Genomic DNA, 15,260 nt, shown 5'->3' on the forward strand with positions numbered 1-15,260 from the left:
TTCACTTAGTTTAACTCATATGTAAGCGCTTACAAGTCGCTGTCAAAAAAAACGCCCAAGGCGTTCATCACTTATTCATGTAAGCGCTTACAAAATTAAATCATGTGCACCATGGTGTCAAGCATGTCTACCACTTATGCCTGAAGGCGTTACTTTCTGACACAGCAATGCGTAAGCGGTTGATTCTTCATTGAAAACTTCACGTACCCAGCCCTCCAATCGGGCCCTAGAAGCATGGATAGCCAGTGCAGAGTAAAAAATAGGGGGACTTTTACGACGGCACGCCCAATATCGGCGAATAGCCTCAAGCACACTACCTCAGATGGGCAATCAGCACCGTTTGCGCGCCATGATCGTCGAATCCAGGCTCGCCAGTGCTATGAAGTCCGGGCCTATGCGCTCGCGAGCGGTGGACTTAGGTGGTGCGGCCAGGGGCAATCAATCCAGCTTTTTAACGGATTGGCGCACCACCATTTCAGGCGTAAATGTATTTTCGATGGTAAAGCGCGGGTTGTCGTAGACATGGCGCAACACCCAATGAGTTGCCATTTCGGCCATATCTCTAACCGGGTAGTTCACCGTGCACAACTTGGGGTGTACAAACCGCGAGTAGGCCACATTGTCGAAGCCCACGATGGACAGCTGGTCGGGTAGCGCAAGCCCCGCCTCTCGGGCGGCGGCCATGGCACCTGCGGCCATTTCGTCATTGCCACAGGCAACGGCAGTAAAGTGTGAGCGCCCCGCCAGCAGATGGTTCAAGCCATTGACGCCGCCCTCTTCCTGAAAGTCGCCCTCGTAGAAAAGTTTTTCGTTAAATTTAACCTTGTACTCCGCCAGAGCGCGCTTGTGGCCGGCCAAGCGCTCTTGGGTGTCGTGCTTCCAAAGCGGGCCGGAAATATAGGCGATTTTTCTATGGCCGGCCTCCAGCAGATATTTGGCAGCCAGATAACCGCCCTGTTCGTTGTCCAAATTAATACACTGGTCTTTCAGTTTTTTGATATTGCGCCCCAGCACGACTATGGGGGTTCCGCGCTGATTGAGCTCGGTAAGATAGGCGTCGCTGACGGACTCCACATACAAAATCAACGCATCGCAGCGCCGGCTCAACAGAAAATTAACGGCGTCCTCCTCCTTGGCGGCATCGCTATGACCCGCCGCAAAAATAGAGTGGATGTCGTATTTTCTGAGCTCGGTTTCGATGGCACTCATCATCATGCCGTAAAAGGGGCCGTGTAACTCAGAGATCAGCACGCCCACGCTGTTGGAGCGGTTTGAGGCCAAGCCCTTCGCGATGGCACTGGGTCGGTAACCCAGCTGCTCCATGGCACTGAGCACTTTTTGCTTGGTTTTATCGCTAACCCGGGCATTGTTATTCATCACCCGAGACACCGTTGCTAACGATACGCCCGCCAGCTCGGAAACATCATAAATTGTGACCATACCTGTCCTTCAACGTGGCTCGTACGGGCGCCAACCCTGGCGCTGTCATCAAGTGTTAGGCCGCCAGTTTCAGCTGCGCTTGTAGTGTTTCGACTTTCTGCTGGTCAAGCGTATACCAGCGCATAATCACGGCCACCAGTACCGATGCCAGCGCGGGCACCACTGTAAACGAAAGCAGCAGGCCCTCCAATGTGTCTGCGCTCAACTCGGTATTGGCCTCGTAGCCGTACCAAGCCAACAGCCAGCCCGCCAGCGCGCCACCAACAGCCAATCCCATTTTGATAAAAAAGACGATGGAGGAATATACCATGCCGGTTATGCGAATGCCGGTCTTCCAGTGGCCGTAGTCCACCACGTCCGCCATCTTGGCCCAAAGCAGTGGCGTGGCCATTTGCAAAAACAGGCACCAGACAAAATACATACCGCAGGCCAGGTAAAACTGATCTGAACCTACGAAAAAGCTGAGCGCGCAAATGCCGGCGGCAATCAACTGCAGCGCTATATAGGCCTTCACTTTACAGACGCGCTTGGCCAGCGGTTGCGCCAGGGCACAGCCGATAATATTGCCCACCATACCCAGGGTCATAAACGCGGTGACCCAATCTTCTCGGTCGAGAAAGTACTTCACGTAGTAAATTGCCAGGGTATTGCGCACCACCATACCCGTCAGCAGTACCAGCGCCGCCAGGCACAACACTCGCCACTGGTCGTTCTGCCACAGGCTCGCCAGATCCGCGCGAATAGTCGTCTGCTGCTGCGGCGGCGGTTCCACGCGCTCGCGGGTGCCGGCAAAGCACAGTAAAAACAAGATCACACCCAACACGCTCATAGCCGCAATGGTGAGCTGGTAGCCCAAGGCCTGGTCGCCCTGGCCAAAATAATTCACCAGCGGCAGGGTGCAGGCTGTCACCAACAGCCCGCCCAGCATGCCAAATACAAATCGGTAAGACTGCACCGACACGCGCTCTTGTGGCTTGTCTGTGAGCACGCCGCCCAAGGCAGAATAGGGAATATTGATGGCGGTATAGGCCAGCATTAACAGGCCGTAGGTTACAAAGGCATAAATAATTTTGCCGTTTGGAGACAGCGACGGCGTCGTGAATGCCAAGACGCTGATGGCGCCAAAGGGCAGCGCCAACCACAGCAAGTAAGGTCGAAATTTACCCCAGCGGGTCTGGGTGCGATCGGCAATTCCACCCATTAGCGGGTCGGTTACGGCGTCGAAAATTCGCACCACCAAAAACATGGTGCCAACAACCGCCGGCGAAATGCCAAAAATATCCGTGTAAAAATAGGTCAAAAATAACATCACAGTTTGAAAAATGATATTACTCGCCGTGTCGCCCAGCCCATAGGCCACCTTTTCACGGATTTTCAGCATAACGCCCTCATTGCACATTCATGATCATTATTGTTTGGCCCATCCTAAGGCAATTCACGGGGCCTTGCCTACTGCTTCTATCGCTTACTCTCAGGTCGTTTTAGCGCGCGCACTGGGCAAGACTGCACAGAAACTCTGCGCGCAAACGCTAGCCTATTACACCACCATTCCGGCGGCAGACACTTTGGGGTTGACCTTTTAAAGCCAAACACCTAACCTAAATGTAAGCGCTTTCATATAAAAGATCAACTAAGCCCCTGTATCGTACGTCGATCAGGGCGGACGGGGCGATTGCCAGACAGCGCAATCACCGATCCTCAACGCACTGCTAGCCAAGAGTTAACGTTTGTGACCATGAAAATTTCCCTGCCGGCCCAGTCGCCTCTGTCTGCCACCCGTTTTACCTACGGCGTAGCAACAGCCGCCTTTCAGATAGAGGGCGCTGCCGATCGGCGGCTACCCTGTATTTGGGATACCTTTTGCGACCTACCCGGCAGCATCAGCGACGGTTCCAACGGCCAGATAGCCTGCGATCACTATCACCTCTGGGAACAGGATTTGGATTTAATCGAACAATTAAACGTAGACGCCTATCGCTTTTCAGTGTCCTGGCCTCGGGTTATGCACGCCGACGGCAGTGTTAACGCAGAGGGCATGAACTTTTACCTACAGCTGCTCGATCGCTTGGCGGAAAAACAAATCAAGGCCTTCGTAACGCTCTATCACTGGGACTTGCCCCAGCACCTGGAAGATGCCGGCGGCTGGCAAAATCGCGCCACAGCCTATCAATTTCAGGCCTATGTTGAGGCTGTCAGCCGCGCCTTTGGCGATCGCGTTTACTCCTATGCCACCTTAAACGAACCCTTTTGCAGCGCCTATTTGGGCTACGAAAAGGGTATTCACGCCCCCGGCATTAGCGATCTGAAAGCCGGGCGTGCCGCCGCACACCATTTGCTGCTGGCACACGGTTTGGCCATGCAAGTACTCGCTAAACAAAGTCCAAACAGCCTCAACGGGATCGTGCTCAATATGAGCCCCACCTACCCGCGCAGTGATTCGGAGGCGGACAGGGAGGCCGCCGCCCTGGCCGACGATTTTTTATTTCAGTGGTATGCCGAGCCCCTGCTTAACGGCCGCTATCCCGAGCGCGCACTGGCCCACATTCCCACCAGCGCGCAGCCACCCATCGAAGATGGCGACATGGCGTTGATTAATCAGCCCTTGGATTACCTGGGCTTGAATTACTATACGCGCGGTATTTTTCACGCAGATGTCGAGCAGGGATTTGCCGAATCGATTCCCGCCGGTGCGCGGCTTACCGACATGGGCTGGGAAGTTTACCCACAGGGGCTAACGGATTTGCTGATTCGCTTGCATCATCGCTACCCCAAGCTGCCGCCCATTTACATAACAGAAAATGGCGCCGCCATGGTAGACCAATTAAACGACGGCGCCGTTCACGACACAGCGCGGCTCGACTATTTCCAAACGCACCTGCTAGCCGTGCACGAAGCGGTCTGTGCCGGTGTTGATGTACGCGGTTATTTTGCCTGGAGTCTAATGGACAATTTTGAGTGGGCGCTCGGGTACGAAAAGCGCTTTGGCATTGTTTATGTGGATTACGCCAACCAGCAGAGAATCATTAAAGCCAGCGGCCGCGCTTTTGCCGAACTTATCGGCAATCGACAGGCGGAGCAGAACAGCGCCTCCCAGACCCGCACCTCGGCACTACCACAACAAATTTAACAGAAGTTGTGTGACGTCTCGTGACCTCCAGCAGGAAAATAGACCGTCGCACTGGCACGCGAAAACCTACAGCTTGCACGCCAGCTTAGTCAAAGCAGCGGCCGGTGTGGTTACGCCGGCTTGTCACTGGGCGCGCCACTTGCCCCCACTTCAAGACAACCCGTTAGTCTCGATACTCGCTTTCATTCATGTCCAGGAGCAGGTGCAGGTCAAAGGCAACGCCCCAAAATTGGCCGGCGGTTTAACTCGTCCAATGGTGTGGCGCCAGCGCATCGTCGCAACAACACCGCGCTTGCGCCACACAAACGTTAACAGTCTTTGACAAAATGCCAAGAGGCGTCACTGCCGGGTACCGAATTGGTGTACCAGTTAGCTCGGTATAATTTGCCGGCGTGTTGCATTTCTTCGCCCGCCTCCAAGTGCGTGTTGGGGCCGCCGCTATAGTCCGGCGTGGTCCAGTTAGGGTACTCGGGCGCCCCGGCGCAGCTTGACGTATTGACTGGGCAACCGTTGGTATCGACGGCTGTACCCGCAGGTGTGGCGGGACACTGATCGATGCTGTCGGGCACGCCGTCGCCATCGCTATCGGGCTCGTGACAATCGGTACAATCGCCAGGTGTGAAGCTCAACCAATTAATATTAAATGGGCCGTTTTCCACCACCAGTGTTAGCGCTTGTTGTCCGGCGGACAAGGCGACACTGCGGCTCACCGTTTGCCACGATTGCCAGCCGCCGGTGTTAGGCACCTGCACGGTATCCACAACCTGACCGGTGGCTGTTTCCAGCCGAAAAGCGGCGCCGCTTTGCGTACTGGCGAGCCGGTAGTCCAACCGATAGCTGCCACTGCTGGGCAAATTTACTGCGTAGCGCATCCAATCGCCGGCATCTATCCAACCCACATTTTGACCGCCGCCCACATCGGTGGTTGCCTCTAACTGCACGCCGGACATGGCACTGTAATTTTCCGCCTCCAGTTTTTCGGTGGTGGGGCATTGGCTGCCGCAATCGTTGGCGGCGTCAATGCGAAACCAGTTCAGGTTCCAACCGCCGGCCGGTGCTGCCACGGCAATCGACTGCTCGCCCGCATTCAAGCTCACTGTGTGTTTGATGTCTTGCCAGCTTTGCCAGCCGCCCGTGGCCGGCACTGCCAGAGTGCCGAACACCGGCGCGCCGCTGGCCTGCTCTAGTCGAATACTGCCGCCGCCCAACTTACTGGCCACTCGGTAGGTCACTGTGTAGTCGCCCGCAGCGGGCACGGTGACGTCGTAGCTCAGCCAATCACCGGCATCCACATAGCCAATGTTGCTGCCGCCGCCCTGATCGGTGGTCGCCTCCACTTGCACACCGTCCATGGCGCAATAGCTTTCCGCCTGGATCACTCCCGGAACGCTCACCCGCGAGCAGCCGGGCGGCGGTGGCGTGCCGCCGCCCCAGTTGCGCACTATATCGCGTACCTTGGTGCCCGATTCCGTGAGACTGGTCCAGCCGCCGTTGGCGCTGGCGCCGGGCAACAGCGCCGAGGCGCCCTCGGCCTTATCGTTAATCGACCAGTTGGCATGGCTGATATTATTTTGCTTCAAGAAATCCATCCACGCATCGGTATTGCCGTGGTTCACACCGCCATCGCCGTTGGCATTCACCGTGCCCCACTCGGTCACAAATAATGCCGCGTTATTATTGAGCGCCGTCTGCGCCCAACCGCGCAAGTCATCGAAATGGCTGCCCGCATAAAAGTGCAGGGTGTACGCGATATTTGTACCGCTGATCGGGTCGAGTGCGGCCTCGTCCACGCGCTGCGACCACTGGCGGGTGCCCACAATAATCAGGTTGTCTGGGTCGATGGCGCGAATCGCATTTACCACCGCCTGTGCGTAGGGCTTGATCTGCCCGGACCAGGATTGGCTGGTGGGTTCGTTATACACTTCGTAAATCACGTGCGGGTGATTGCCGTAAGTTTGCGCCATATCTTGAAAGAAGCTAATGGCTTGGCTCTGGTACTGCTCGGCATTGTGCGAGTGCCAATCGATAATCACATACATATCGTTGGCAATGGCCGCGTCCACCACGGCTTTCACTTTTGCCCGGTTGCCGGTGGGGTCTTGCAGGTAGCCGCCCGGATCTTCCACGCCCATGGCGGCACGCACCAACGTCGATTGCCAGTCTGATTTTAACCATGCCACCACGTCGGCATTGTAATATTTTTCGCCGCCCCAGCCATTGTTACTCCAGAATAAACTGTTACCTGCAAAGCTGGCCGGTTGGCCGCCGGCCAATACCTGATTGCCACTGACCGACAGGGGTTCAACGGCCAAGGCGCTGCCGGCCAAAAGCATTAACGCCGCCGCGAATGGCAAGCGTTTGCTGCGGGCAGCTGCGCGTCTGGGTAACCGGTCACCGAGCGCGCTAAAAAGAGATTTGCGTATCATTATTATTTTCTCCATTGAGGGAATTGTGCTGATTTGCCGCACCACTATTTCACATTTTAATGCCACCTTAAAGTCATACGGACAATAAATATTGGAAATATAAGATCCTGCTGATTGCGCTCTAAAAATTAGCCACCGTTTGCGTAAATCTCGATCGAATTAGCACACTCCTACCCATGCGCTTCGCACGTGGGTACCAACGAGCGCCAAAAAAAAGGCGCCCAAAGGCGCCGAGTGTTTAGCGTCGATTGTTGGCACTGTGAGTGGGCCGCACACGCAAACCGCGCGCGCTTAGCGCGCGTTATGGCAAGGCGAAACTTACCGCTTTTCGCGACTTGGCCCCGGCGCACAGGGCGCAAGTATTCGGGGCCACACCGCCAACCCGTGCGATGTTGAGGGCGGTTAAAGCGAACGCAAAAACGCCAGCAGTGCCGACCGATCGCTCTCGCTCAATGCACTGTAGGCCTGCTTGCTCGCCTCGCCTTCACCGCCGTGCCAGCGAATGGCCTCGTCGATGGTGCGCGCGCGGCCGTCGTGCAGGTAGCTGTGGTTCGGCGTGCAATACTCGTGGCCGTCCAAGCCAAAGGCATCCCAACCGCGCTGGCCGGCAACACCGCCAGTCACACAGGCCGACAAGCCCAGCCCCCACAGCGGTGCGGTGCGCCACTCGGCGCCGGTGGCCTCGCCTTCGCCCAAGTTATCGGCCAACCCCGGCCCCATGTCGTGCAGCAACAAATCGGTGTAGGGGTGGATGGTCTGGTCGCGCAATTCCGCCAGCTGGTGTTGGCTGCTGGTCTGGAAGGTATCCGTGTGGCAGCCGCTGCACCCGATGTTGCCAAACACCGTCTTGCCTTGAATCACCTGGGCACTGTTGTAATCGCGTTGCGGGCGCACGCCCAACAGCGACACATACTTCACCAGATTATCCAAATGCGCGTCGGCCAACTCGGCGCCGGTGGCGCCACAATCGGTTTGATTGGCCCCGCAATCGGGCGACGGCAACACCGAAGTCATCACGCCCATGTCGGTATTAAAGGCCGCGGCAATTTGATGTTTCACCGAACTGGTGGCCGCCTTGTAGCCAAAGCGCCCCAGGCGCGTCTCGCCTGTCACCGGATCGATGACCCGCGCCGGCCGACCGGAAATACCGTCGCCATTGCTGTCGTGTTCATCGGCCAGGGCCAGAATGGCCGTCTCTGGAATAGCCTCCAGTAAACCAATGCCGTTTAACTGCGGCGCGATGCGTGCAGAAAAAGTGTCGGGCACGATGCCAGTAAACTGGTAGTGGGGGGTGCGCAGGCCATTTTGTTCCGTAAAAAATGCGATCGACGGCGTGCCCTCGCTCACGGCGCCATTGCTTGCCTGCGGTTGCAAAACTGCGCCTAGTTCCGGATGCGGATTGCCGTTGGCATCGCCCACTTTAAACACCCAGCGGTCCAGGGGTTCGCTCAGATCCGCCACCGGCGCGCGGCCATTGCGCTCGTGGCAACTTACGCAACGCTGATTGATATAGTGCGGGCCAGCAAGTCCAGGCATGCCATCAAACACACCGTTTTCCGGGTTTTCGTCGTGGCTGCCATCCACAAAGGAGGTGTGGTGTACCCGCCGCCCGAGCACAAAAGGCTGGCCGTTTTCGAAACCTAAATTGGTGGCCATCTGTTGAAAGTGGCCATCGGGTTCAGCGGTCATTTGCACGTGCAAGGTGGTGTCGCCGCCCAGGCGCGCGTGCTCGGGCACGGGAATCGTATCGCGCTGGAAGGTCTTGCCCGGCTGGAAGGCCACCTTGTCGGTTACGTCCCAGGGCACCAGGCCCTCGCCAACAATGTACAAATAAGTGGTGCCGTAATAATTGGAGCGCCCGCGCGGCAAGGTGCCCGGATCTAAAAACTGACTGATTTCAAATTCCAGTTTGTCGCCAATCTGAATAGGTCTGTTCTCGCGGCAGTTCCAACTCTCCTCTTTCCAGTAGTGGGTAAAGTCGATCATATTCATCACCCCGTTGCCGCAGTATTCGGCCAGGGTGTTGTTGCCCATGTACCACCAGCGATTTTCCGCCTCGGTGTCATCCAATTTATTTTGGCTCACCACATTCATGCGAATACTGCTGCCGCCCTTGGCCACAGTGTCGACAATTTCAATGGCCGCCGTGCGATCTTCCCAGTAAAACGTCAGGTAGTGATCGTAAGCCTGAAAGTGATTTTCTTTGGCGTGTCGGTCGCGGGCGCGATCGGAAAAGCGCGTCACCAAGGCATCGCCGCGGTCGTAGGTAATAGGCGGTTCGAGTTCCGTGTGTTCGTTGTACAAGGGCACGATGTTGCCCAAGCTGGCGCCAAAGGGCACTGCCCACCAGACACCGCCCACACCGTCGCCATTAGTTTGTCCTGCAGCATTGTCGCCGGCATAGAAATACAGTGGCCGACCGTTGTAGGTGACCTGCTGGTTGCCGTCGCCGCGCGCGATGGACGCCAGGCCACCCACACCGGAAGGCGTGCCGTCGGTGACCAAGAGTGGCGGCCAGCTATCGGCGCAGCCGCCGGTGCAATTGCTGCCGCCGCTGCCCTGATCATTGTCGAACACATACAGGGTAAAGCCCGGCTGGCTCGAATCCACGCCGCCCACCAAGCGCGCCGAGGCCACGCCCACTTCGTTGTGGTTGGGCGTCACATCCACGGGACAACCGGCGCTGTCCACCACGCTACCCGCGGGTGTGCCGGGGCACAGATCCAGGTCATCGTTGACGCCGTCGCCGTCGCTGTCACCCACCGGCGGCGTACCACCCAAGGTATGAAATTGAATGGGGGTATCCACGGCGCCGCCCAGGCCCGCATCCCAATAGGTGAAAAAATATTTCACCACATCGCCGCCGGCCAAGCCGGTAAGCGGCAGGTTATTCGAGCCACCCGACTGGGTCATAGTGACGTTCTGGGTGTCATCGTTGTTGATGTTGTAGTGCACGATGGCCCAGTCGGCCGTGTTGACGAAAAAATTTACGCTGTTGCTGCCGGTTTCGGCAATGCCGTACAGCTCACTGCTCGCGGCGCAGCCACTGGCATCCACCGGCGTGCCGGCAGGGGTATTGGGGCAGGCATCGTCACTGTCGGCCACCCCGTCGCCATCGCTGTCAACGGGTTGCGCGTTTCCCACTGTCACTGTATCGGCGTCGGTTTGCACGGCGTAATTGTTGGCCGCGTCCCAATAGGTGAAGTCGTAGCTCACGGTATCGCCGGCGCTCAGGCCGGTGACCGTATAGCGGTTAACGCCGCCACCTTGCACCATGGCCACGTTGCTTTGGCCGCCGCCGTTCACGCGGTAGTGCAAATCGGCCCATTCGCTGGTGTTAACGAAAAAGCGCAGGCTGTTGCTGTCAATTTGCTCCACGCCGTAAACACCACTGCTCACCGGGCAGCCACTGGCATCCACTGAGGTTCCCGGCGCTGTGTCTGGACACAGATCAGCACTGTCGTTGACGCCATCGCCGTCGCTGTCTTGCACAGTCACTTCATTGAGCTGCAACCAGTTCAGATTAAAGCCGGGCGCATCCACTTGCAGGCGCAGTGTGTGTTGGCCGCTGGCCACCGTCACTTGACCGGCTGCCAGCGTCTGCCAGTTTTGCCAGCCCCCGGTTGCCGCCACATTGGTGCGCCCCAGCGAGCTGCCGGCAACCGATAGGGTGAAGGCGCCACCGCCGTTTTGGGACGCCACGCGCGCGCTGACGTCGTAGGTGCCGGCATTTAAAAACACCGTGTATTCCAGCCACTCGCCGGCCTCGGTCCAACCCAAGTTAAAGCCGCCGCCGGCGTCGGTGGTCGCTTCCAGATCCACATCGTCGGTGCGATAGGCGCCGCCGGTATTGCCGGGCGTGCTGTCGCTATAGGCCACGTAATCTTCCGCCTGCAGGGTGACCGATTGGGTGTTCACCCAGGTGCAACCCACGGCGTCCACCTGGGTGCCGGCCGGCGTATTCGGGCATTGATCCTGGTCATTGGGCACGCCGTCACCGTCGGTGTCGGTGTCCACCGCCAGCCACTTGATCCAGTTCAAATTGAAATCGCCCTGGCTCACATCCACACGCACTGTGTGGCTGCCACCACTGACGGTAACCTCGCCCAAATCGTGGGTTTCATACACTTGCCAGCCACCGGTGTTAGGCACATTGCCGCTGGCTACACTGCTGCCGTCCAGCGCAATGGTATAGGCACCACCGCCCACGTTCGACGCAATGCGGGTGGTCAGCCGGTAGGTGCCGGCGGCCATGTCGACGTTGTATTCGAGCCACTCGGTGGCGGCGATCCAACCGACGTTGTAACCGCCGTCACTACTCACTTCAATATCCACATCGTCGGTGCGGTAGGCGCCGCCGGTATTGCCGGGCGTGGTGTCGTAGAAGGCGGTGTAATCTTCCGCTTCAATTTGCAGGTCTTCACCCTGAACCGGTAGCGGGCAGCCAGCGGCATTGACCGGCGTGTTGGCGGGCGTATTCGGGCACTGATCCTGGGTGTCTGCTACGCCGTCGCCGTCGCTGTCTTGTGGCGCGGCACCGCCGCCCTCCCAGCGAATATCGTCAATCGCAAACTGAAAGGATTGCGTGGGAAATTGACCATCCACACTGGCGATGTAAAACATGCCCGCCAGCGACTGCAGCGCAATCAGCGATCCGCGCAGGTCTGCCACCGGCACGCTGGCCTCGGCCCATTCGCCGTTGCGCACCAGGCCGTAAGTGGTTTCATAGGCGGGAAATTCCAGCCAATTTTCATTGGTGTAGGTATCGGCAATACCAATTTTAAAACTTACATCGGCGGGGATTTTTATTTTGAACTTCATTACGCCATCGGCAAAATTACTGAGATCGCGCGCCTGCCGGCTTTGAATGCCGCCGCCGAACCACTGACCCGGAGTGGTGTATTGCCAGGCGATCACATTGTCGCCCTCGGCCGGGGTTTCGGTGCCGGCGCTGACAGAGGCTTGATTCCAAATGTAGATATCGGAACTCACCCCGGCTTCAAGTTTGTTGTGGGTGGGCGTGGTATCGGTGAAGACACCAAAGGTGCCCACCTCCGGCGGGTTGATATTGCCAGTAAACACCTGCCCCTGCCCGTTCAACTCGTACACGCGCACATAGTCCACGTACATTTTGCCCGGTAGCGGCGCCGTCACCTGACCGGCGCTGGCGGCATCGGTAAAATTGCCGCCCACGGCCAAATTCAACAGCAGGTAAAATGGCTGCTGTAATTCACTGGATTCCTCGGTGATGTCGATGGGCGCATCGTACATGTCGTACTCCACACCGTTGTCCACCACGGTGAAGCGCAATTGGCTGTCGGTCCAATAGGTGCGGTAGGTGACAAATCGATTCGACAAAGGCGTGGCAGCCACATAGGCGTTGTCGGTCTGCCAAGCGGTCATGGCCGCGCAGGTGGGGTTTTCCGGCACACAGGCCGCCTCGGCGTAAAAAATCGCGTTGCTGCCCACGTAGCTGTTGATGTCGGCACCGGCGTGGCCGGCATCGGCCCGGCCCTGTTCGCGGTGGCCCATTTCCATCATGTCGATCTCGCCTTTAGCCGGCCAGCTGGCAGTGCTGGTACCCAGCATCCAGGCCGCGGGCCACAGGCCTACGCCCACCTCGGGCACGCGCATGCGCACTTCGATCATGCCGTACTGCACGGCCAGGTTGTTGTGGCTGTCCACTTTGCCAGAGGTAAAGCTGCGCCCATTGGATGCCTCGGCGCGCGCCTCTAGCACCAGCGCCTTATTGCCCGGCTCGCCCGGTACTTCGGCAATGCTCAGATTGTTGGCGCTGTACCACTGCAATTCCTGGTTGCCCCAGCCGCACAGGCCGATGGCACAGCCATCGCCTTCGATGGCATTCCAGACGCTGGGATTAAGCGTGTCGAACTGCTCTTCAAATAACAGATTGCCAATGTCGGGATTGCTAACATCGGCCAGAGAAGCGGGCGCTAGGCCCAGGGCGACGCTCACCGACGCGCCCAACGACAGGGCCGCGCGCAAGCGCTTGATAGTTAATTTTTTCATTGCTCTTACCCATATTTTTTTATTCAATGGGGCAGCACTAACGCGGATACCTCGTTGCGCCAACGCGCCTTCGATCCGTGGGGAAACTTCTGTGACTTCGCAACCAAGGTCAGCGCGCACCTATAGCGACGCACGCAGCACACCTTTGCCAATTGCTACACACCCTTTTGCACGGTTGTTACCTGTCGTATGAACACTGACCAAACGCGCGACCTAACTGGCGCGACTTCACCAAGGTGGCACACGCCTGTGCGCTTTTCCGCATCGCTCACTGGCTGAGAATCCGACCGACCGCGGGCGCGCGACAACCTGCGCCGCAAAATAATGTAAGCGCTTTCATACAACCATGACAAATTAAGCCAAGCGCCTGGACCGGTCAAGCTGAAATCTAACTTTTGCGAGCGACACAACATTTTTCCAATCGCAGATTTGCCCAAATTATTCGGCAACATTGTGCGTTAACCTGTTGATTTGGCAGCCAAGTCGCGCTGGCTCACGCCCGAACTCGCCTCTGCAACTCAACTTGGGACGCCAGTCTTAGTGCCGACTGCTGGGGGCACCGGACGCATCGCTGTGCACAGCAACGGCCAATGCGGCGACCTGCGCGTATCGCGCCATAGGCTAAACTGGCGTTTACAACCCGAATGTAAGCGCTTACAATTCAAAAAGTACAGATCTAGACCCACGCTGATCCACCGCCTAAGGGACCCTGTGCAGATACACAAAACACCATATAGTCATTACGACTACTAATTATGGCCGCTTTGTTGTAGCCTGCGCCGGCACCAACGAAAAGCCAGTGCACCCGCCCCGGATGGCAGGGTGCTGAGCCAGCGCGGTTGATCGGTAACCCACAAATTCAGTTCGGACGATAAAAAGAGAATTGGCTATGAAAAAGACCCTGGCTGCCGTGGTGTGCGGCGTAGCGTTACTGGGCTGCGAGGCGGATAACCCGTCGCCAGAAAACAGCGAATCAGAGCACAAAGCGGCGGCAACCCAGGGGCTGGCTCTTTGGCAGGAGATTCCCCCGCCCGCGCCCGACGGCGCGCTGGAAGCCCGAATTGAGACTTTGCTGGCCGGCATGACCAGCGCCCAGAAAGTGGGCCAACTTATCCAGCCCGAAATTCGCCACGTAACGCCCGAGGCGGTGCGCAATTATTACCTGGGCTCTGTGCTCAACGGCGGTGGCTCTTTCCCAAAACAAAACAAATACGCCAGTCTTAGTGATTGGCTTAATTTGGCAGACGGCTTTTACCAGGGCTCCATGGACGTCGACGCCGCAGTTAAAATTCCGGCGCTCTGGGGAACGGATGCCGTGCACGGTCACAACAACGTCATCGGCGCCACCCTGTTTCCCCACAACATTGCGCTGGGTGCCACGCACAACCCCCAATTAATGCACGCCATTGGCAGCGTGACTGCGCGCGAAATGGCCGCCACCGGTATCAGCTGGAGCTTCGCCCCCACCCTCGCAGTCGCGCGCGACGACCGCTGGGGTAGAACCTACGAATCCTACAGTGAAACACCCGAGCTGGTGGCCCAGTACGCCACCGCCATGGTAGAGGGACTGCAAGGTAAACGCGGTACGCCGGAATTTTTGGGCACCGGCAAGGTGATCGCCACGGCCAAGCATTTTATCGCCGATGGCGGCACCCATCAGGGTGTCGATCGCGGCGATGCGAAGCTGACCGAGGCCGAACTGGAGGCCATTCACGCACCCGGCTACTACGCCGCCATAAAAGCTGGCGTTCAAGTGGTCATGGCGTCCTTCAGTAGTTGGAACGGCGACAAGCTGCACGGCCATCGCTACCTGCTATCCGACGTCCTAAAGGGCCGGTTGGGTTTTGACGGCTTTGTAGTGGGCGACTGGGCAGGCCACGCCTTTGTGCCCGGCTGTACCGACACCCACTGCCCTGCGGCAATCAATGCCGGCGTCGATATGTTTATGGCGCCCGATGGCAATTGGCGCGAACTGTTTGACAACACCTTGGCCGACGTCGAGCAGGGGCGGATTTCTCAGGCGCGTTTGGACGATGCCGTACGCCGTATTCTGCGCGTAAAACTGCGCGCCGGTCTGTTCGAAAAGGGCAAGCCCTCCAGCTACCCGCTGGCGGCCAAAACTGAATTGATCGGCGCCGACGACCACCGCGCGGTGGCGCGCCAAGCGGTGCGCGAATCAGTGGTCTTATTAAAAAATCATCAGCAACTGCTGCCCTTGGCAGCCAATAGCCGCGTGC

6 protein-coding genes are annotated in these 15,260 nt (G+C 57.9%); 2 read left to right on the forward strand and 4 right to left on the reverse strand.

Features of this window, described 5'->3' with window-relative positions:
• Nucleotides 1–438: 438 nt before the first annotated feature.
• Nucleotides 439–1,440, reverse strand: coding sequence for a LacI family DNA-binding transcriptional regulator (locus tag ACW8F6_RS13540; protein WP_491576409.1), 1,002 nt, complete (start codon nt 1,438–1,440; stop codon nt 439–441).
• Nucleotides 1,441–1,495: 55 nt separating this feature from the next.
• Entirely contained in the window at nt 1,496–2,821 is a 1,326-nt protein-coding gene (locus ACW8F6_RS13545; protein WP_491576410.1) for a glycoside-pentoside-hexuronide (GPH):cation symporter, read from the reverse strand.
• A 354-nt stretch (nt 2,822–3,175) separates the two neighbouring features.
• Here ACW8F6_RS13545 and ACW8F6_RS13550 point away from each other — a divergent pair, with 354 nt between their 5' ends.
• Nucleotides 3,176–4,567, forward strand: a complete 1,392-nt coding sequence (locus ACW8F6_RS13550) for a GH1 family beta-glucosidase (protein ID WP_491576411.1) — start codon at nt 3,176–3,178, stop codon at nt 4,565–4,567.
• Between the two features lie 308 nt (nt 4,568–4,875).
• On the opposite strand, the gene ACW8F6_RS13555 is transcribed toward ACW8F6_RS13550, so the two are convergent.
• Nucleotides 4,876–6,993: a carbohydrate-binding protein gene (locus ACW8F6_RS13555; RefSeq protein WP_491576412.1), complete on the reverse strand. Its 2,118-nt coding sequence runs from the start codon at nt 6,991–6,993 to the stop codon at nt 4,876–4,878.
• Nucleotides 6,994–7,395: 402 nt separating this feature from the next.
• Nucleotides 7,396–13,023: a di-heme oxidoredictase family protein gene (locus ACW8F6_RS13560; RefSeq protein WP_491576413.1), complete on the reverse strand. Its 5,628-nt coding sequence runs from the start codon at nt 13,021–13,023 to the stop codon at nt 7,396–7,398.
• A gap of 889 nt (nt 13,024–13,912) precedes the next feature.
• Between ACW8F6_RS13560 and ACW8F6_RS13565 the strand changes: the two genes are divergently transcribed.
• On the forward strand, nt 13,913–15,260 hold a 1,348-nt coding region (locus ACW8F6_RS13565; protein WP_491576414.1), incomplete at its 3' end, for a glycoside hydrolase family 3 protein.

The organism is Simiduia sp. (genome assembly GCF_058345725.1).

Bases quoted from the DNA above. Each gene is read 5' to 3' on its own strand.
- ACW8F6_RS13540 (WP_491576409.1), bottom strand. From the start codon at position 1,440: ATGGTCACAATTTATGATGTTTCCGAGCTGGCGGGCGTATCGTTAGCA.
- ACW8F6_RS13545 (WP_491576410.1), bottom strand. From the start codon at position 2,821: ATGCTGAAAATCCGTGAAAAGGTGGCCTATGGGCTGGGCGACACGGCG.
- ACW8F6_RS13550 (WP_491576411.1), top strand. From the start codon at position 3,176: ATGAAAATTTCCCTGCCGGCCCAGTCGCCTCTGTCTGCCACCCGTTTT.
- ACW8F6_RS13555 (WP_491576412.1), bottom strand. From the start codon at position 6,993: ATGATACGCAAATCTCTTTTTAGCGCGCTCGGTGACCGGTTACCCAGA.
- ACW8F6_RS13560 (WP_491576413.1), bottom strand. From the start codon at position 13,023: ATGAAAAAATTAACTATCAAGCGCTTGCGCGCGGCCCTGTCGTTGGGC.